The following is an 18,658-nucleotide window of genomic DNA, read 5'->3' on the forward strand; positions in this document are numbered from 1 at the left end:
GGAACGGGGGATCGGCCGAGGGGCCGGAGAGAGGAACGGGGCGTCAGAGGACGCGGCGCACGGTGAGGATCTTGGTATCGGCCGCGGGCTCGATGCGGACCACGGTCCCGGTGCGCGGGGCGTTGATCAGCAGTCCGGAGCCCATGTAGAGGCTGACGTGCTCGGGCACGGCGGCCGTGCCCCGGGAGAAGATCAGGTCACCGGGCTTCAGCGCTTTCGCGGAGACCGCCTTGCCCTCCTTGACCTGCGTGTACGTGGTGCGGGTCAGGGTGACGCCGGCGGCGGCGTACGCCTGCTGGGTGAGGCTGGAGCAGTCGCAGCGGCCCATCGGGTCCGGGCCGCGCGGGTCCTTGCAGGTCCCGCCCCACTGGTAGGGGGTGCCGAGCTGGCCCATCGCCCAGCGGATCGCCGTCTTTGCCCGCGGGTCGGTGTCCTTCGGGATCTCGTATCCCTTGGGCACCGTGCCGGGCGGAATCGGACCGAACTCGGCCCCGTCCTCGCCGGGCACGCATCCGGAGGCGCCGCCGCCGGGGTTGTCCCCGTTCGGGGCGCCGCTGTCGGGCAGGATGGCGACGATCGCCGTCTGCAGGGCGCGGGAGAGTGGCTCCCACTGCGCGTACGCGTCCGGGAAACCGGAGCGCTGGACAGCCTGGGCGGCCTGGGTGATCGTCATCGACTCCCACCCCGGCACCTTCAACAGCCCCTCGTAGAACTTCGTCGACGCGTAGACGGGGTCGCGGACCTGCTCCGGTGTTCCCCAGCCCTGGCTCGGACGCTGCTGGAAAAGGCCCAGGCTGTCGCGGTCGCCGTAGTTCAAATTCCGGAGGCGGGACTCCTGGAGTGCGGTGGCCAGCGCGACGACCTGTCCTCGCTCGGGCACCTTCATGGAGATGCCGGTGGCGACGATGGTCTTGGCGTGGGGGATCTGCTCGTCGGGCAGCTCCAGGCCCTCGATCCGGATGTCGCCGTCGGCGCCCTCACCGTTGAGGATCGCGGCGACCTGCTTGGCCATCGCGACGGTGTCGACATCCGAACCTGGAAGACAGGAGGCGGCGTTGAGGGCGGCGCCGCTGCCAGCCGCGGCGACGACGGCGACACCGGCGATCAGGAGAGGGGAGAGGCAGAACACGCCGATGGCGGCGGCTGCGCCCTTCACCCGGTGCCGCCTCCCATGGAGCGGTCGGTCGCCGGTGGCCGGATGCCCGGCGGTTCAGGGCATGCGTGTGTCACGGATGGTCCTTCGGTGAGGTCCGGCCGTCTCGTGCCCGCGTCAGCGGTGGGAAGGCGGAGGCGGCCGGTGATGGGCGAATTCGGGGCTTGCACGGAGGGTGCGAGTTGCCGCTCGCAGCCCCTGCCGGGCGGGGATCAGACGTGTGGGGACACGAAGCCTCTGTGGAAAGGGAAAGGGGTGGGGTGGGCAGCAGCGGTGTTCGCCGGCCCGGTTCCAAAACAGTAAACGCCGATCCCCGGTTGACGAAATAGTTCCTCCACCGAGCCCGCCGGCCATGGATCGGGCCCGGCGGCGATAGCGGTCAGCCGGGGATCGTGCCCTAGAGTTTTTGGTACTCCCCTCGCACGCCACCTCCACGGGCTCTGCGGGCTCCCCCCTGTCCATTCATCGCCCGTGGACTCTTCTGCCATGCCGAGGCGGATTCCCCCAACCTGTTCCCGACCGAATCCGGGGTACCCCTTTGCCTTTTTCCCTCCACCAGGGCGATGCCCTGACCGTCCTCGCCGGGCTGCCGGACGACTGCGTCGACTCCGTCATCACCGACCCTCCGTACAACTCCGGCGGGCGCACCGCAAAGGAGCGCACGAGCCGGACCGCGCGCCAGAAGTACACGTCCGCGGACGCCGGGCACACGCTGCCGGACTTCACCGGCGAGAACATGGACCAGCGGTCGTACGGGTTTTGGTTGACGCAGATCATGACCGAGGCGCACCGCCTCACGAAGGTCGGTGGCACGGCGCTCGTGTTCACCGACTGGCGTCAGATGCCGGTCACGACGGACGCGATCCAGGCGGCCGGCTGGCTGTGGCGCGGGGTCCTGGCCTGGCACAAGCCGCAGGCCAGGCCCCAGAAGGGCCGCTTCACCCAGAATTGCGAGTTCATCATCTGGGCCAGCAACGGCGCGATCGACGCTGCCCGGAACCCCGTCTACCTCCCTGGTCTGTACTCGGCATCGCAGCCGTCGGGCAAGGACCGCAAGCACATTACGCAGAAGCCCGTTTCGGTGATGCGTGAGCTGGTGCAAATCTGCCCGGACGGCGGGACGGTTCTCGACTTCTGCGCGGGCTCGGGCTCGACGGGGGTGGCGGCCCTGCTGGAGGGCCGTGACTTCATCGGTGTCGAGAAGACCGAGCACTACGCGCAGATCGCTTCCGACCGGCTCACCGAGACGCTGCGGCAGACCCGTGCCCAGGAAGATTTCGTCCTCTCCGCCTGATAGTTCCTGCCGTGCGGCACGGTCCGGACTGCCCTGTCGGCAGCCAGCCCGTGCCGCACGCACTGGACTTATAGCAGTCGGTCCCCGGTTGGCGAAATCGGAGATTCCCCGGACCGTTGAAACCGAATTTTCTTCCCAGCGGTTGCGGTGTCAAGGAGACCTGAATTCTTGTCTGACCCCATAAATCCCCTCGATGAGGGGGAGATGGAGCCGATACGGCTCCCTGATTCCGGTCTGGAGAGCATCGAGGCGAGCGTCCGGAAACTTCTGGACCGCACAGCGGAGCAGGCGAAGCAGCTCGACAGCCTCTCCGCCGACCCCGGGGGCGACCCCCTCCTTGGCCGCGGCCCGTCGCCGTTCGCCGGATTCGGGCTTCCCGCCGGCTTCCCGGGGATGCCCGGCATGCCCCCGCCGCCACCCCCGCCCCCGGACCCGAAGCCGATCCTGGAGCTGAGCGGCGAGGCTCTCGAAGACGAACTCGACGCCTTGACCGACTGGGTCGACGGGTTCCTCCTGCCCGCCTACGGGGCGGAGGTCACCACCGCCGCGCCGTGGTGCGAGCGGTGGCAGGAGCATCAGGACGTCACCGCCTGGATGCACGCCCTGTGGATGGCTTACCAGCAGCATAAGGACGCCGAAGCCGGACTGTCCGGGATGCTGGTGTGGCACCGGGATTTCCTCACCCACGCCATGGCCGCCGTACGGTCGCCCGGCGGCCCGTTGTCGGCCTGCATGACGGATCCGGACCGGCCCTCGCACCGGCTGCTGCCCGGACCGAAGCCCTCCGCCCGCACCCCGCGGTCTGTCCCCGGGCCATCGGGTGAGCCAGGGGACGGTTCGTGACCGGGACGCTGTCCGGGCTCAGCCTCGACCCCCGCGTGGTCGCGGACCTGCTGTCCGCACCCGATGCCGTACGCGATCGGGCGCTCACCCGGCTGACAGAGCTGACCACCGCAGTGTTGCCCGGCGGTACTTCTCTTCCCGGCGAGCTGGCCGGCTTCCGCGAACTGCCCCTCGGTGACGGCGCCCCGTGGGGTCTCGTCTACGCCCAGCGTCCGGCCCCGCCCGCCTCGGTGCACCGCACCGAGGCCCATGTGGTGGCCGTACAGCCCAGCGGACCCCATCTGCACGACACGGCCCGCGCCCGGCTCGGTCTCACCCGTCCGGTCAGCGCCATGGCCCACGCCTCCCGCACATCCTCCCCCCAACTCCCAGCCCAGCAGCACCTGGTGCTCCCTCCGCGCCCTGTCTCTCCGGCGCGGCCGGGACTTCCCCAACCCGCACCCACCCTGAAGGGACCTTCGCGTTGACGACCTTCCCCACCGACTTCGACCGTGCCGCAGCCGTCCTGCTGGAGACCGAGCTGCCACCTGAGCTGTCCCGCCACCGGGCGATCCTCAACACCCACCTCGATGTTCAGCAGATGGACGAGCTGATCTTCGGCCCCGACAGCCCCGCCCTGGACAACAGCCTCACCGTCGACCAGCAGATCAAGGAGTTCACCGACCTCCTCGCCCAACGGCTCACCGCCGGCCGCGAACTCGCCCGGCTCCTCTCCGCGGATGCCTGCACCTGCACCTGCACGTGCCCGACCAACACCGGCACCGGTGACCGTTCCGACGAGCCGCTTCAGGAGACCGAGTTCGCGTTCGTCTCCGGCAGCCGGGTGCCGCCCCCCGGGGTCCTGCACGCGGTGCTCGGAATCTTCGCCGACCTCGGAGATCCCGACGCCCTCGCCTCCGCCGACCTGGTGGCCGCACTGCGCACCCTGCCCGGCACCGCCGAAGGCCGCTGGCGCTACGCCGACCTGACCCACGCCCGGCTCGCCCAGCTCCTGGCCCCGTACGAGGTCCAGTCCCGCGACATTACCCTCCCCGACGGGCGCCGCCGCAAGTCCTACCGGCTGTCGGCGCTCCTGGCCGCCGCAGACCGTTGACCCGCAGCGATCCCGGCACGAGGACCTCCGCCCGTACCGCGGTGACGAAGGCGCTCACCGATCTCGACCACCGGATCGAAGTCGCCACGGGCCGCAGCGTCGACACCCTGTGGGACCAGCGGGACCGCGGCCTGGTGGACGGGCCGCTCGCCGCCATGGTGGACGCCCACCGTGCCCTCGCCCAGGCCGAGACCGGCGTCACCTTCCACCGCGTGCTGCTGCACCGGCTGACCAGCGGCGAGTACCCGGTCGACGGGGCACTGCTGGAACGCATCGACCGCACCGTTGACCAGCTGAAGGAAGCGGTGGCCCAGCGGGGCGGCCTCCGGACGACGGCACTGGCGGCGCTGGAGACCGTCGAAGCTGCTTCCCGTACGCCGCCGTCCCCCGCCGCAGCGGAGCTGTCGCCGCAGGACTAGGCCGCGCTGCTGGCCATCGCCCAAGGCACCAGGCTCCGCGAGCATTTGCTCACCCAGCGGGTTTCGGTGGTCACCGCCTCCGGCACAAGGATCGGTTCCGAGGCTCTTCGGCGCCAGGAAGCGGACGGACTTGTCGAGCGCGACACCACCCACCCGCTCCACGCTGGACAGCCCGTCACCCTCACCCCGGCCGGCCGCGCCGCCCTGTCCGCCCGTCGCTCGGCACCGCCGTCCACCGCGCCCGCCCAGCGGGCGGGCGCCCGGCCCGGCGTCCCGCTCCCGCCACTGAAACCTGGCCCCCGCGCGCAGCCTTCCTCCCCTGACGTCTTGAAAGCCCCTACCCATGCCCCATGCCGTTGACTTCCGCCTCGACGACTTCGAGGCGGCCACAGAGCAGGTCGGTGACGCCTTCTGGCAGCACATCGAAATCCACGAGACCGACTTCACCGCGCTTGCCCAGCACCACACCGAGGACGGGCGGCACAGCTACTACGTCCTCCACGACGGCTCCGCCACCTGGGGCATCCCCGGCAAGCCGCAGATCGTCGCCCTGCACATCCAGCGGGAGACCGATGCCCAGGTGTTCCGGTTCCAGCACACGACCGTGCCTCTGCCCGCGATGGCGCAGTCCTGGCTGATCGCCCGCGGCTGCTCCCAGGAAGGTATCCGGCTGCCCCCGGGAACGGGGACGGCGTCGGCCGACGACACCACCCGCGCACTGGAGGAGCGGCTCATGGGCGACGGCGACCACTTCGCCTTCCTCGCCAGCTACACCCACGACACCTCCGACACCCCGGAGACCACCGTGCTGCTGCACGCGGTCGACGAGCAGGAGCCCATGCCGTTCCGGGTCCTGCTGCAGCGCGTCGACACCACGGCCTGGACGCACACCCTCCGCGAAGGCGCCTTCCGCACCTTCGAGGACGCCACGACCTGGTGGGAGGCCCACTGGGACGGAGAAGCCCCGGCGCTTCCAACTCTCCCCGCCAGCACCCGCAGCCTCGGGTCACGGCCCGCCGTACCGGCGCCGGCCGCGCCGCCCCCGGGCCGGGCCCGCTGACCACGCCATGCGCCGTCATGCACTGCCACGGGTGGGCGAAAGATAGCAGCACTTTCCCGGTTCGCGAAAACGGGAATTCTCCGGACTCTTGAGATTGCCCGAACAGCATCCCGTGCGGGCCCGTTTCCGTATGCACTCGTCCAGGCCGGAGGTCAATTCCCCATGTACACACGCCATATCACCGTCACCGCAGCCGTCATCGGCGCCCTCGCCCTGCCACTGCTTTCCGCCCCAGCCGCCCAGGCCGCGGCCCCCTCGGCGGCTCCCGCCGCTCCCCGGCCCTGTGAACGGCCCGGACCGTGGGTGATCGGGACGAAGGCGGTCACCATCCGCGCCAAGGCCACCACCAAGGCCACGGCCGTCGGAATCCTCTACAAGGGCCAGAAGTTCACCGTCCACAAGACCAGCGGAAATTGGCACCAGATCACCAACGAGTCCACGGGAATCAAGGGCTGGGTGAGCGGGACGTACGTCTACCGCGACGTCCGCATGTGCCTCAACTGACGCCTTCCCGCACCGCGAATTCCGCCCGTCCGCTTTCCATTGGAGAAATTTGGAGAGGAGTTTCGTGTCCGATGAAGCCGACGACGTGATGCGCGTCCTCACCGAGCAGATCGAGGCACGCTTCGGCATGAGTGTGCCTTCGCTGCGGCGCGCGGTCGCCTTCGCCCCGCACGCCAGCCCGGCGGCGGTGGAGGTCGTGCGCTGGCACGGCCTCCTGGCCACCGCGCAGAGCGCGCTGGAGCGGGCCGAGGACGCGCTCGTGACCGTCCTCGACACCGTGCCCGGCGACCTGTCGGAGGACCACGACCGCATCATGCACTTCGCCAACCGGGTCAACGAATCCGTTCAGATCCGGGACGGCCGCGCGTCCGTCCTCACCTTCCTCCTCGACCCCGACGCACCGGGCAAGGACGGTCCCGCCGCCTGGCGCGGAGCCGTCCCCGCGCACCGCCGGGGCAAGCCCGCGCTGCCGACCACCACCCCAGCGGCTCCCGCAGCGCCGTCAGCACCGGTGCGGCGGGGTGCGGGCCGGTGAGCGTGACCGCCCGTCCGGGGCGGGGCGAGGGCGGGACGGCCGTAGGGATGAGCGAATCCGACACGACGGCCGTCGCCGTCGCCGCCCGTATCGAGGATTTGTACGGCCGGCCGCTCGCCGACCTCCGGACCCGCGCCGCTGATTCACCGCCGGGCATGCTGTCCGCCCTCCTTGGTGCCCTGTCCGATCTCGAGTTCGCCGAGCGGCGGATCGACTTCGAGCGGGACCGGCTTCGCCAGCTCTCCCATCCGGAGCGGACGGTCGGCCGGGCCGAGGCAGGGCACATCCTCGACTGCGCCCGCCGCCTCGCCGACTCCGTCACTGTCCGCGACACCCAGGCCCAGACCCTGACCGCGGTGCTCAGCAGCCTGCACCGCGTCCCCGCCCCCGAGCAGCCCGCTGTACCGGCTCCACCGCCGCTGCCCGTCCCCACCGCGCCGACGCGCTGACCCATCCCTTTCTCGTTCCTGGAGCATCCTGCCTTGGCCCCCACCGGTCTGACCCCCGCCGTGCGCACCGATCTGGCGCGCGTCACGGAGTCCCTGTCCATGCTCACCCCGCGCTGGAACGTCCAGCTCCTCCTGGTCCTCTCGGACAAGCCGCTGCGCTACACGGAGATCAAGCAGCGGATGCCGTGGCTGGCCGACGGCCAGCTCCACCCCAAGCTCCGCCACCTCGTCGAACTCGGCCTGGTCGACCGCACCGAGCACGGTGTCCGCCACGTCACCTACGGCCTGACCAGCCGCGGCACCGACCTGATACCGGTCCTGACCGCCATCGCCACCTGGGCCGACACCCACCTGGAGAAGGAACCCGTATCCGCCCTCGGGTCGGAGACGTTCCGCCGGGCCCGGGACGTCGAGGACACCCTCGTGCTGATCGCCGCCCGGCACGCCACCCCGATCCTGTGGACCCTCCAGGCCCGCGGCACCGCCACCGCCACCACGGTGGCCAGCGAGGCGATGCCTGGCTACGGCCTCAGCTCCGTCTACCCCAAGCTGCGGCAGCTCATCGACGACGGGCTCGTCGACGTCGCCGACGGAACCTCCTACCGGCTCACCGCCTCGGGCCGGGCCTTGGCCCCCGTCTACGGCGCGATCACCGCGTGGGCGGCCGGACGGCCCCTCGCCGAGGCCGTCGTCCATCCGCTCTGGGGACGGCCGACCCCGTCCCAGCAGACCGGCGCCTGGGCCAGCACCCCGACCCGGCTCCCGGCCCCCGCCATCCCGACCGCATGGCGGGCCGGCGGACTCTTCTCCCATCAACCCCCTGCCCGCGCCCTCGCGGGCGGACCGGCAGGAGGCCCGCGCCGATGACCACCACCGACACCACCTGCGAACAGCCCGCCCGTACCGCCGCACTCCTGTCCCACCCGGGCCTGATCCGGCTGATCACGGAGATCGACGACCACGGCCCCGTCCCGACTGCCCTCGGCCGGGCCTTCCCGGACCTGCCCCGCCATCAGATCCGCCACGCCCGCGACACCGCCCGCGACCTCCGGCTCATCCATTCCGACCACCACGCCGGACAGCCCGTCTACCTGTTGACCGGCCGCGGCACCGATCTCGCGGAGCTGTACGACCAGGCAGCACGCTGGGCCCGCGCCCACGACTACCCGGCCCGCGACTCCTCCTTCGTCACCCGCGTCCAGGCCACCCTCGACCACCTCACCGAGCTGGCCCGTCACACCGAAGCGACGGCATCCGGGACCGGGCACCTCCTGGACACCCTCGCCCGGTGGGACTGGACGAACCCGCCCTCCGCCAACCCGTCGCTGCCCGAGGCCGCGTGAACCTCCGCCCCGAAGTCGGCAACCGCCCTTCCCCGTACCGGAGGTGCCCATGACCGACTACGACGAGGTGTACGTCAGCCCTCGCTACCTCGCCGGATCGACCGCCATCGGCGATCCGGGCCTCCAGCCCGCGCTCGACGCCGGCTGGACCATCAGCCACGACGAACTCGGCAACGCCTACCTCCCGTCCCCGGACCAGCGGATCCGCATCGGATACATGCCCGAGGGCGGTGACGACGCCCTGTGGAAGATCGCCGCCTACCAGCACCCGTTCGCCACGCCCCGGTGGGCCGCCGCCTTCAGCTCCGACTGCCCCACCGAATTCGTCACCGCCTTCACCACCGCCCTCGTCCCCTTGCACGAACCGGAAGGAACGGCCTTCCTCACCGGAGGCATCGGCTACTACGTCCCCGACGTCCACCCCGTGGTGGAGCCGCTGCTGGATGCCGGGTGGACATGGGGCAACGAGCGGCGTCTGGAGCTACGCGCGCCCGACGGGCTCGCCGGGGCCTGGTTCGACCGCCGCGACCTCGACCCCGACGACGAACTGACCACCAACGACACCCGCTGGGGCATGTGGGGCGGCCCACCCCGATCCCGCTGGTACGCCGTCTTCTCCAGCCACACCCCCACCCGGCTCATCACCGCCACCGCCGCGGCGGTCGTCGACCCGGCACCCGTCCTGCGCTGGCCCGGCGAACTCTCCCGGATGACCCGCGAGAACGCGACGATCACACCAGTGCGCCCTCCGGCGCCCACCCCGCTGGACATGGCCCGCGCCCGACGGCCCGCCCCGGCCCTGCGGACGGTCAGCGTTCCCCGCTGGACTACCAGCACCCCCTCCGCCCGCCTGCCCGGCCCTGCCCGGCCCGCATCCCGACGCTGACCCCGTCCCGCGCCACCCGTCCTGGAGTTCACCCTTGCCCCTGCACGCCGAGCAGTTCTTCACCACCGCCCTTCCCCACCAGCTCGACGGATCCGTCATCGGCGGAGCGTTCTACGCCCAAGCCCCCGACCTGGGGATCCGGCTCCGGATCGACTTCTACGAGACGATCCGCCAGCACACCTACGGCGGCCTGCGACTGTCGGTCATCCACCCCGACAAGGGACAGCTCGACGCCATAACCCTCTCCTTCGCCGACCACGGCACCTTCCACGCCCGCGACCGCCGCACCGGCACCCGCCCAGGCACCAGCGGGCACGCGGTGATCCGCGACTTCCCCCACGACGAGGAACACCGCCCCTGGCAGGGTGGCGACTTCACCGCACTCGCCGACGTCATCCACCGCTACGCCCGCATCTGGGCCATCCCCGCCCCCGAACCCGCCAGCCGCAAAGCCCCGCGCACCACGGCACCAGCACCCGCCCCCTCCCGGACCCAGGGGACCGCCACCCGTGCCAGATAGCACCCTCCGCGAACTCCGCGCCCACGGCATCCGGCCCCACGTCACCAGACACCGCCCCGGCGAACCAGCCTGGACACAGATCGACTTCACCGCCCGCGGAGTCACCGTCCGCCTCTTCGACCACCACGAGCAGTCCCGGACCACCGTGGAGATACACCAACTCCCCGTCTTAGCATGCTCCGCGCCTCCTGAACGCCATCGGCGCCACCTCCGATCCCGAACTGCTCGCCTTCCCAGGCCACCCCGAGGACTACGAAGGCGAAGCCGCGCGGTGGCTCGCCGAGCAGATGGGCAACGCGGTCGGCATGGTCAGCAAATGGCCCGTCCCCGGAACGGAGAACGACGCGTACCCCTCCTGGTACACCCGGGAACTGTCCACCTGCTGGTCCGGCCCCGCCTGGGCACTCCTCGAACTGTCCGCGCCCTCCAAGGACGCCCCCTGCACGCTGCGGATGCACCGGCTCACCGCCGCCGCAGCCCACGCCGTCATCACCACCCTTGCCCGCGTCACGACCCCTGCCGTCCAGCAGCTGTTCACTGCTCCGACCCGCGTAGCGTGGCTACCGGCCGAAGGCAGACCCACTCGCGGCCTTCGACCTTGATGCCGGGACACGTCCCGAGCCCTATCCCGCACCCCGCTGCCGATTCCTCGCGTCGCACGATGATGCGGGTGCCGACCAGGTCGACCATGCTCGTGGGCTCGGCGACCTCAGTGCCATACCACAGGGCCCCGTTCTGACGGAACAGCAGGTCACAGCCGCAAGCTAAGATCTCTAGCGAACCTGGGCGGCTCAGTAGTCCAAGCAGGTAGGAGCGGGCCGCCTCCCGGGGTTCCACGCGTCTGAACCGGCCCGCGGTCCGGGCCATCACCCGGTGGGTCATTGCCCGCCAGCGGGCACGCTCTACGCAAAGGCCTGCGGCCACCGCACGATCTTCGGGAGTCCGGACAACCCCCGATGATCACGCGGTGGCCGTACCTGTTCCCAGCCGGGTCCTCGAAAAGACCGCGAAGTCACACTGGAGTACCAGATGTTCTTCTCCAGGGCGGCGCCCTCGGGGGCATGACGAGTGTTCCCGAGGGTGGCACGGTCGCGGACTCCACGAAGCTCAGGGCAGCTCAGAGCTCCTCCGGAACCTCAGTGAACCGCCCCAGAGATCCACCGATGCTCTCCCCTCGTCCGCCGACTCCACCACAGTGGTGGAGGAACGCGACTGCCCGGCGCGAGGCCGAGCAAGCTATAGCGTCCGAAACTCCTCCGCAGCCACAGGCTGTGGCGGAGTTTCGGACGCGCTTGCCCCCACCCCCAACGGGCGGGGCAACCTTTCCGACACCAGGGGCGCCCGGAGAAGGGAGGCTGCGACCGAGGGCGGACGGCCGCCAGAAGGCGGAGGGGCGAACCATCTGCTCGTCGCTAGCGTCCCCGGCTGCGCCAGACCGTCCAGCGCGACCACGTCCGCAGCGTCCGCCCCACCGCCGACGAACTCGCCACCATCCAGGACGCCACCATCCGGGACGCCACCATCCAGCACGCCGCCAAGGCGGTCGGGCTGGCCACCGCCGGATTCCTCGCCGACGCCGCTGTCGCCCTCGCCCACCGCGACGTCGGCGTGTGGCTGAACCGCCCAGCGCGCCCTGGTCAAAGAGCTGGTGACCGCCGTCACTCAGCTTGCTTGCGCCAGGGACGACCTCAACCAGGTAGCGAGAATCTGAACTCCAGCGAGCACAGCGAAGGTGCCGACAGGGGCGGTCGAACGGGTGCTGCGGACGCCGGGGCATCGAACCCGTCACTCGAACAGAGTCAGCCTTGCTGGCATTGCCGGGAGCAGGCCCAGTGACCTCAGTATGCGTCCGGTATCAGACCCATCGATGATCATGTAGGAGCGGGGGCGCCGGGCGTCATGGGCGTAGGCGTCCATCATGCCAACCACGCTCGGCTTGATCTGGTGACAGTGCTGCAGAACGAGTAGCTCCGCGGGCTCGGTGAACAGCCGGTCGATTTGATCGCCGTTCTTCCCCAGGGCCTTGACGTCCATGGCACGAGGGTAGCCAGGTCCCTTGAACAGCCAGGCTGCCGACATCTGACGTCCACGGGTGAACACTCGTGATGTGTAGAGATCGGAGCGCTCGCCACCCCAGTCCTTGGGAACGTACGGCTCGCCGATCAGCTTGGCGAAGGCGTGTTTCACTGCGTTTTCCGGCACGCGCAGGACCGCTTCACGCTCAGCCCCTGTGAGGGGAGAAGCGAAGTCGACCCCGCTGAACTGGCCGATATCGCCGGGATACACCCGCGCTCCCGGTGCTGGGCTCCCGGCGACAAGCTCGTCATCGACGAACGACCTGACTCCGATGAAGACCGGCCTGAGCTCAATTTGCGCTGCGCTGAGATTGGTGACTGTTCCGATCAGGTAGGCCCGCCTGTTCCCGGCGAGACTGCCGGTCGCGGATGAGCTGGCGGTTCTTGCCGAGTTGAATGTGCCGGTGACGTGCACCGGCTTGCCCGCGTCAAGTACCGCCGTGAAGCTGACCGGCTTGAAGCCTGGGGCGTCGTGGTCCCGGCTCCTCTGGAACGCAAATGCCAGCTCAGCACCGACGATCTGCCCCGTGCGTAGGTCCTGTCCCAGGACGCACCTCGCCAGTTCGCGGACTCCCAGCGAAGAGAGCGCGTCGGCTAGTTCTGTGGCGAGCACGTAGGGCAACGCTGCCTCGGGATCGCTCCTGCGGGCTGCCCGCGCCCGCGCGGACTCCGTCCGCTGCTCGCCGAGGAGGGACTGAACCTGGTCCTGGTGCAGGAAGTACGGCTCTAGCGAGATGCGCGTCAACGACATGATCCTTTTAGCTGGGGCGGACCAGACTCAGTGCCTGGCAATGCTGGGACGGCGTGGCAACGGTCACGGGATGTCTTTGAGTAGACGGAGGAACTCGTTCACGTCCTGAGGCCGGTCGGTCGGCTTGTGGCGGGTTGCCTCCGCTACTACGGCTCGCCATGGTCCGCGTGCGGGCAGCAGCGGGAGGTTCTGCTCTGGACGCTCCCCGGTCAGAATGGCTGCGATGAGCCGTCCGATGCTGTAAATGTCGGCAGTGGCCGCCACGTTATGGGGGTTTCCGGACGTCAGCTCCGGTGCCGCGAATCCCTCGGACCCGAAGCCGGTGCCGGTCTGGGTTCGGCGCGGAACGCTAGTTTCCCCTCGGGGTTGGCGGCCCAGCCCCCAGTCCGCTACGACCCACTTGCCGTTGAGGAGCAGGACGTTTGCTGGCTTGATGTCGCGGTGAATTCGGTCGTCGGCGTGCGGGCGGCGTAGTCCTTCGCAGACCGCAGTGACGAGGTCCCGGAGAGCTCCGGTCTCCCGCCGTAGACGTTCTGCGTGGCTGGCGGCGCTACCGCTCGCGAGCGGCATGACGAACCACCGCCTGTCTGGGTCAGAGTCAAGCACCGGCATGACGTGTGGGTGCTCTTCGTAGAGGTGCCCGATGGAGATCTCGCGGCCCATGCGGTGTACAGAGTCCTCATCGCCGTAGCGGAGCTGCTTCAGAGCTACGGGGATGCGGGTGTACTTGTGCACGCCGCTGTAGACCGCTCCCTGGCCGCCCTCCGCAAGCGGCTCCTGATCCCTTTCGTAGTCCGATTTCGCTCCACGCTTGAGCCACCGCACAGCGGCCCACGGCGCGACCTCGCCCGCGCCCGTCATGGTCTCGTCGGTGAGAAAGATCCGGGCGACCTTGATGACGTGGTCACGGAAGGCCCCGTCCCGTTGCGCTCCGAGGATGGCCACCAGTGGCCTGGCAGCTGGATAGGGAGCGAGCTCGACGGTAAGACGGCGTGCCTCGTCACCTTGAGCGGCTCGTCGGGAGGCGCGCTGGTTGCTGTGCTCTTGCCGGGCCGCCTGCAGATCAGGATGCGGAGCCCAGCCACGGGGTGGCAGGACCACGCGGGCGTCGCGGAAGTCACATTCGAGGACGATGCACCCGTTGCGCGCAAGCTCGGTGGCTATGCCCTCGGCACGGTCACCGAAAGTGGTCACGACCGATTGCCACCGGCGCGGGCAGTTGGTGGCGAAGGACCACTGACTGTCGGTCAGGCCGGGTGGGCGGTGCGGTGTCGGGAAGCCTTCCGGCTCCAGAGTGACGCGCGTGACCTTCGGATTGCCGTTGCGGTCGGTGCTGTAGTTGCCGTCGGGCTGAGGGACGGCGTACGTGGTCAGGCCTGGGTAGACGCTGAGGTGGCGCATCGCGAAGCCGCGCGGGCGGGAGCGGGCGGTCATGCCAGATCACGGTACCCGTTGCCGGTCAGCCAGGCACGGAGCAGTTCGACACGCGGAGTGTGCTCGTCATAGCCGACAATGACGGGCTCCTCGTTGTACGGGCTGGAGTCAGAGCTGCGGCGCAGCTTGACGTACTCGCCGCAGGCGCCGATGGCATAGGATTCCATGTCGTCTTGCAGTGCCCCGATGACGGTGATGCCGCTCTCCCTGCCGATCTGCCCGAGCAGGGCGACCGCTTCGCGACGGTGCTGCTTGCCGAGGTTGCGGCCGAGTTCGTCCAGAACGAGGACTAGCGGACGGCCTGTCCCGCTCGCGGCTGCGGCGGCGCACACGAGCTTGATCGCCCGATCATCGATCTGTGCAGTGTTGGCCCGCCGGTTGTAGGGGATATGCCGCCTCCCGTGGGCGCGTCGCCATGTAGGCGTGACATTCCAATTCCAGTCCTCGGTGGGGTCGGCCGGCGGCGGAGGTTCGTCGTACTGGAGCGAGGCCCCGTACCCGCCGTGCGCCTGATCGAGCCGGTCGAACGCGGCTGCGACGTCGGCCAGCTTCTTCTTGATGGCGGAGGTGAGCGCTCCTCGATGGGCTCGGCTGGCCTGGACCGCCTCACTGTGGCCGATCCGCGCGGCGTCGAGGCTTTTGTGGCGTTCTTTGCGATGAATGGCGATCTGCTGGCGCTCGTACTGGTCGGTGCCTTCGTGCTGGCGGAGGTAGACATGGAGAGCGTGATGCAACCGGGCGAAGACGGCCTGTGCCCGTCGGCCGCTGCCGGGTCCGCGTTGGCGGAACTCCCCCAGCAGGCCAGTGATCTCTGTCGGCATGCTGTCAGAGGCGGCGGGAGGGAAGCACTCGGATATCGCGGTATTGATCAGGTGCCTGGCTTCCTCCCACCAGTCGTCGGCCGCCCAGGACTGCTGGTTGTCCGGCAGAGCGAGCAGGTGCTCGTTGGCAGAGTCGAGGGTGCCACCCCATTGGGCAGTCAGTTCCGGAAGGTCGAGCTGCGATTGTTCCTTCTCAAGGTTCTCGCGCTTCGCTCGCCGAGTCTTGCTTGTGCCGTCGAGGGCGGTCTTCTGGTCCTTCAGGGACTGGATCTCCTTCTGACGGACACCCTCCAGGCGGATCACCTCGTTCCGCTCGGCGACTGCAGCGCCGAGCGCCGGAGCGAGTTTCGCGCGCTCCTCCCGGGCGGTCTGATCTCGCTTCCGCAGGCTGCCAATCAACACGTCCAGTTGGCTTGCTTCGACTGCGGCCCTTGCGCCCTTCTGCCGACGCTCAGCGGCGGTGACCTGCTGGCTGGCGGCTTTCCGCGTCTTCTCAGCTTGCTGGCGGCTTTCGGATTTCTGGCGAACGCGCTCCCGTGCGGCGGCGATGCGGGCGGTACGACCGGTCACGGGGCTGGGGAACCCGCCGATGATCACGATGCCCGCGTCGTCGTGGACCCGGTCGGGGTTGGGGCGGGAAGTGACTCGCGTGTCAAGGGATGCGAGAAAGCCGCTCAGGTCGTATTGCGGGTTGGCATTGTCCGGGAGACCGACGTGCCCCGCAATCGTGGTGCGATTGGCAGCGATCAGGGTCGAACCTGGTACACCTGCCAAAAGTATGCTGGCCCTGTCGAGATCTTCGGAGTTCACGACAGCCGCCTCACGGTACGGCCAGAGGGTTGGCTCCCACTTCGGCCTCTGTTGGGCGTTGAGGACAACTGCGTCGAGCAGGCAGATACCGCTAATCCCCTCGGCTGCGAGGATGTCGATCTGCTGCCGGGCCAGGTCCCTGCCGCTTTCCGCGTCCCGCAGGCTTGTTTCGGCGTCGGAGAGCGCCTTCTCAGCCACTCCGACTGCCTTGACCGCCTCTTCCAGTTCAACGTCCGCGTCGGCGCGTTCCCGGTTGGCAGTTGGCTCGTCACGGCCGTCAGCGTCACGGGCCGTTTCCCTGGCCGCGCGCAGCCGACGGTCGGTCTCCTCGATCTGGTGTTCCAGCGTTGCAATCCGGTTGCCCAGCGCGCGGTCGTCGGCGTCGTGCCTGTCGAACGTGCTTATCGCGGCCTGCTGCCGTCGTGTGAACGCCCTGTCATCGGCCAGCTCCTCCGCCTGTCTGACCAGCCCTTGTACTGTGCGACTGGCCTTCTCGATCTCGGTATCGATCCCAGCAACCTCGACCTGGATTTCGGCGTTGCGCTTGAGGGCATCGCTCAGCAGCCGTGCCGTGCGCGACCGCCAGTGGCCGGCTGCTTCCGCGACACGCCCGCGTGCCTGGTCCCGGGCGTCGATACCACCCTCGATGACCTGGGCGCTTTCCTCCCAGGTGGCAAGATCGGACTGGACGGCATTGGCCTTCTGGAGAAGTTCGTACTCGTTGCGACGTGCCTGGCGTTCCGTCTCCAGCTCGCGGTCGATGCCGGTGAGCGCAGCGATCGCCTCGAAGATCCGCCGCTTGGAGATCTCGTTCAGCGGTTGCGCGAGCAGGTTGGGGGCGGCACTGGCCCGCACCGATGTCGACAAGAACGACACGCATCGCACGTGCTCCCCGTAGAGGGTGCGTGGGAGATCACGGGCCACCACGTCCTGCCGCCTACTAGCACGCGGAGGCAGGTCCTGCCAAACCGAATCAGCGGCCTGTTCCCGTTCGGCCTCGCTGTCCCCGGCTGGTAGATGCAGCCCGTCCTGCCAGCGCAGCTTCAGCCGGGGCCCTTTTTGGCTGCTGCGGTCGATCCGGATCCACACGGTCAGAGCCCTGGCCTGAAGCTGCTCAAGGGTTCCGGCGGCGGGAGCGAACACGCCGATGACGTACCCATGGTCGGCGTTACCCCAACGGTCTTCACCGCCGGCGTCCTCGGAGTTGAACAGTAGGTCGACCGCAGCAGGCGCGCCAGAGCCGAATCGCCACTGCTCATCGGCATGCAGCAAGCTGATCTGGGCCAGAAGCGACGACTTCCCCGCCCCATTGGAATCCTTCGGCCCCTGCCCGGCCACGGCGATGAGAGTGCCAGCGGCAATCGGGATGGGATGCATGGACAGCCGGGAGACTCGCACGCTCTGCAGGCCGACAAGGACACGGTCACCGACTATGTCCTCTTCTTGCGGCGTGCTGTCGCTCATGAACCGCTCCTTGGGGAAAATGTCACTTCCTGGGGGCGGCCCAAGCTCCGGCGGACCACGATCGCTGTTGCGAGCGCGGTATCCGGGCCTACGGCCAGGATTAGGTTCTCTTGCAGACGCTGGCGCGCGGCGGGAGTGAGCCGACGCAGCGCCGGCCCAGGGACGTAGGAGGCGCCGGCAGTCTCGGGATCGGAGCCGCGCACCGCGCGGACCAACCCGGCTGCGCGCAGCCACTGCAAGGCATCAGACAAGCGCCGCTGCCCGTGAACCTGCGACAGCTTCCGCAGGCGGGTCGGTGTGGTCGGATGGGGCGACTGCCAGTCATCCCCGATCAGCTGCCCCTCTGCTCGGGGGATCGCGACCGAGTGGATCAGCACCAAGATCAGCGCAGCCCGTTCCAGAGGCGCTAATATCCCCCAGCCCTTCGCCGCGAGTTCCGCAGTTATGTCGTCCCGATACCCCGATGTCCACAGGTGGGTGCCCGCGTGGACGAGCGTGCGGCCGGTCCTTTGCAGCATCTGGTCAAGCAGGTGACGTAGCGTCGCGTCCCGAAGTGCCGACAGCGCGGCCTCACTGGCGGGTTCGCTGCCGTACTCCAGCGCGGCCCAGGCCGAGACCAGCGCGTCGCGCTGCTTGTCACCGAGCGGCTGGAGCAGATCATCGAACAAACCGCTCATTGGTCCAGCTCCCGGTCGGGCCGCGGGAGCGGCAGCTTTCGGCGCAGCTCCCGCAGCGCCGGAAGGTCCTGCTCCGGCCAGGTAGCCACCCGGGGGCCGAGGCAGACCCTCTGCGCCTCGGTATCGATGTCCAGCCACCGGCTGGTATGCAGGCGTCGGAGCGCCCCCGTTCCGAGGCGGTGCAGCACCTCTTCCCCGCGTCCGGGAATGAGTTGGTCCACTACATCCAGCACCTCGCGCGTCGTCGCCGACTGCCCTGGCCACGGGTTTGTTTGGACGTCGGGCCAGCAGCAGCGCAGCGCTGCGGCCAAGACCCGGCTGGTCTCGTTCGGAAACTCCACTGGGAGCACCTGCATCCGCAGCTCGCGCAGCACGGCCGGCGTCACGTCGTCGGGCGGGCGGGGCAGCAGCCAGCAGTGCTCACTATCCCGCTCCACTAGTCGCAGCATGCCTGACGGGATTCTGGTCGCTGACGGTACGCGCAGCGGGCCTTCGGCTCGAGCCCTCGCCCACCACAGCGCCGTCTC

General features: G+C 69.4%; 21 protein-coding genes. 14 read left to right on the forward strand and 7 right to left on the reverse strand.

Annotated features, from left to right (window positions below):
* Positions 1-43 precede the first annotated feature (43 nt).
* On the reverse strand, positions 44-1,156 hold the full coding sequence (locus ACFYT4_RS16800) for a C40 family peptidase (protein WP_389269037.1): 1,113 nt from the start codon (positions 1,154-1,156) through the stop codon (positions 44-46).
* 535 nt (positions 1,157-1,691) lie between these two features.
* On the opposite strand from ACFYT4_RS16800, the gene ACFYT4_RS16805 reads away from it, so the two are divergent.
* The 14 genes from ACFYT4_RS16805 to ACFYT4_RS16870 all read left to right on the forward strand — a co-directional run bounded on the left by ACFYT4_RS16805 (position 1,692) and on the right by ACFYT4_RS16870 (position 10,701).
* Complete coding sequence (locus tag ACFYT4_RS16805; RefSeq protein ID WP_389269039.1) at positions 1,692-2,447, forward strand: DNA-methyltransferase; 756 nt, start codon at positions 1,692-1,694, stop codon at positions 2,445-2,447.
* Positions 2,448-2,651: 204 nt separating this feature from the next.
* Entirely contained in the window at positions 2,652-3,290 is a 639-nt protein-coding gene (locus tag ACFYT4_RS16810) for a DUF4913 domain-containing protein (RefSeq protein ID WP_389269278.1), read from the forward strand.
* Entirely contained in the window at positions 3,287-3,757 is a 471-nt protein-coding gene (locus tag ACFYT4_RS16815; RefSeq protein WP_389269041.1) for a hypothetical protein, read from the forward strand. The genes ACFYT4_RS16810 and ACFYT4_RS16815 overlap by 4 nt, the downstream gene beginning before the upstream one ends.
* On the forward strand, positions 3,754-4,383 hold the full coding sequence (locus ACFYT4_RS16820) for a DUF3631 domain-containing protein (protein ID WP_389269043.1): 630 nt from the start codon (positions 3,754-3,756) through the stop codon (positions 4,381-4,383). Before ACFYT4_RS16815 ends, ACFYT4_RS16820 begins: the two co-directional genes overlap by 4 nt.
* Entirely contained in the window at positions 4,380-4,802 is a 423-nt protein-coding gene (locus ACFYT4_RS16825; RefSeq protein WP_389269045.1) for a hypothetical protein, read from the forward strand. Before ACFYT4_RS16820 ends, ACFYT4_RS16825 begins: the two co-directional genes overlap by 4 nt.
* A 343-nt stretch (positions 4,803-5,145) precedes the next feature.
* The gene (locus tag ACFYT4_RS16830) at positions 5,146-5,862 is read left to right on the forward strand and encodes a hypothetical protein (RefSeq protein WP_389269047.1); all 717 of its coding nucleotides are present in this window, start codon (positions 5,146-5,148) and stop codon (positions 5,860-5,862) included.
* Positions 5,863-6,024: 162 nt separating this feature from the next.
* Positions 6,025-6,366, forward strand: a complete 342-nt coding sequence (locus tag ACFYT4_RS16835; RefSeq protein WP_389269049.1) for an SH3 domain-containing protein — start codon at positions 6,025-6,027, stop codon at positions 6,364-6,366.
* A 64-nt stretch (positions 6,367-6,430) separates the two neighbouring features.
* Positions 6,431-6,901 carry a hypothetical protein gene (locus ACFYT4_RS16840; RefSeq protein WP_389269051.1) on the forward strand — a complete coding sequence of 157 codons (471 nt, stop codon included), beginning with the start codon at positions 6,431-6,433 and terminating at the stop codon, positions 6,899-6,901.
* Positions 6,902-6,948: 47 nt separating this feature from the next.
* Positions 6,949-7,350: a hypothetical protein gene (locus ACFYT4_RS16845; protein ID WP_389269053.1), complete on the forward strand. Its 402-nt coding sequence runs from the start codon at positions 6,949-6,951 to the stop codon at positions 7,348-7,350.
* Between the two features lie 33 nt (positions 7,351-7,383).
* Entirely contained in the window at positions 7,384-8,217 is an 834-nt protein-coding gene (locus tag ACFYT4_RS16850; RefSeq protein WP_389269055.1) for a winged helix-turn-helix transcriptional regulator, read from the forward strand.
* Positions 8,214-8,693, forward strand: a complete 480-nt coding sequence (locus ACFYT4_RS16855) for a hypothetical protein (RefSeq protein WP_389269057.1) — start codon at positions 8,214-8,216, stop codon at positions 8,691-8,693. The genes ACFYT4_RS16850 and ACFYT4_RS16855 overlap by 4 nt, the downstream gene beginning before the upstream one ends.
* Before the next feature lie 49 nt (positions 8,694-8,742).
* Positions 8,743-9,579, forward strand: coding sequence for a DUF317 domain-containing protein (locus ACFYT4_RS16860; protein ID WP_389269059.1), 837 nt, complete (start codon positions 8,743-8,745; stop codon positions 9,577-9,579).
* A gap of 34 nt (positions 9,580-9,613) precedes the next feature.
* Positions 9,614-10,099, forward strand: a complete 486-nt coding sequence (locus ACFYT4_RS16865) for a hypothetical protein (RefSeq protein ID WP_389269061.1) — start codon at positions 9,614-9,616, stop codon at positions 10,097-10,099.
* Between the two features lie 287 nt (positions 10,100-10,386).
* The gene (locus ACFYT4_RS16870; RefSeq protein ID WP_389269063.1) at positions 10,387-10,701 is read left to right on the forward strand and encodes a hypothetical protein; all 315 of its coding nucleotides are present in this window, start codon (positions 10,387-10,389) and stop codon (positions 10,699-10,701) included.
* Positions 10,702-11,511: 810 nt separating this feature from the next.
* On the opposite strand, the gene ACFYT4_RS16875 is transcribed toward ACFYT4_RS16870, so the two are convergent.
* The 6 genes from ACFYT4_RS16875 to ACFYT4_RS16900 form a co-directional block, all read right to left on the reverse strand.
* The gene (locus ACFYT4_RS16875; RefSeq protein WP_389269065.1) at positions 11,512-11,655 is read right to left on the reverse strand and encodes a hypothetical protein; all 144 of its coding nucleotides are present in this window, start codon (positions 11,653-11,655) and stop codon (positions 11,512-11,514) included.
* Between the two features lie 229 nt (positions 11,656-11,884).
* Positions 11,885-12,919: a hypothetical protein gene (locus tag ACFYT4_RS16880; RefSeq protein WP_389269067.1), complete on the reverse strand. Its 1,035-nt coding sequence runs from the start codon at positions 12,917-12,919 to the stop codon at positions 11,885-11,887.
* Between the two features lie 69 nt (positions 12,920-12,988).
* Positions 12,989-14,359: a serine/threonine-protein kinase gene (locus tag ACFYT4_RS16885; RefSeq protein ID WP_389269069.1), complete on the reverse strand. Its 1,371-nt coding sequence runs from the start codon at positions 14,357-14,359 to the stop codon at positions 12,989-12,991.
* Positions 14,356-17,454: a hypothetical protein gene (locus tag ACFYT4_RS16890; RefSeq protein WP_389269071.1), complete on the reverse strand. Its 3,099-nt coding sequence runs from the start codon at positions 17,452-17,454 to the stop codon at positions 14,356-14,358. Before ACFYT4_RS16890 ends, ACFYT4_RS16885 begins: the two co-directional genes overlap by 4 nt.
* The gene (locus ACFYT4_RS16895; protein WP_389269073.1) at positions 17,451-18,131 is read right to left on the reverse strand and encodes a hypothetical protein; all 681 of its coding nucleotides are present in this window, start codon (positions 18,129-18,131) and stop codon (positions 17,451-17,453) included. Before ACFYT4_RS16895 ends, ACFYT4_RS16890 begins: the two co-directional genes overlap by 4 nt.
* On the reverse strand, positions 18,128-18,580 hold the full coding sequence (locus tag ACFYT4_RS16900) for a hypothetical protein (protein ID WP_389269075.1): 453 nt from the start codon (positions 18,578-18,580) through the stop codon (positions 18,128-18,130). The genes ACFYT4_RS16895 and ACFYT4_RS16900 overlap by 4 nt, the downstream gene beginning before the upstream one ends.
* Positions 18,581-18,658: the final 78 nt, after the last annotated feature.

It is taken from the genome of Streptomyces sp. NPDC004609 (assembly GCF_042873655.1).
Classification (GTDB): Bacteria; Actinomycetota; Actinomycetes; order Streptomycetales; family Streptomycetaceae; genus Streptomyces.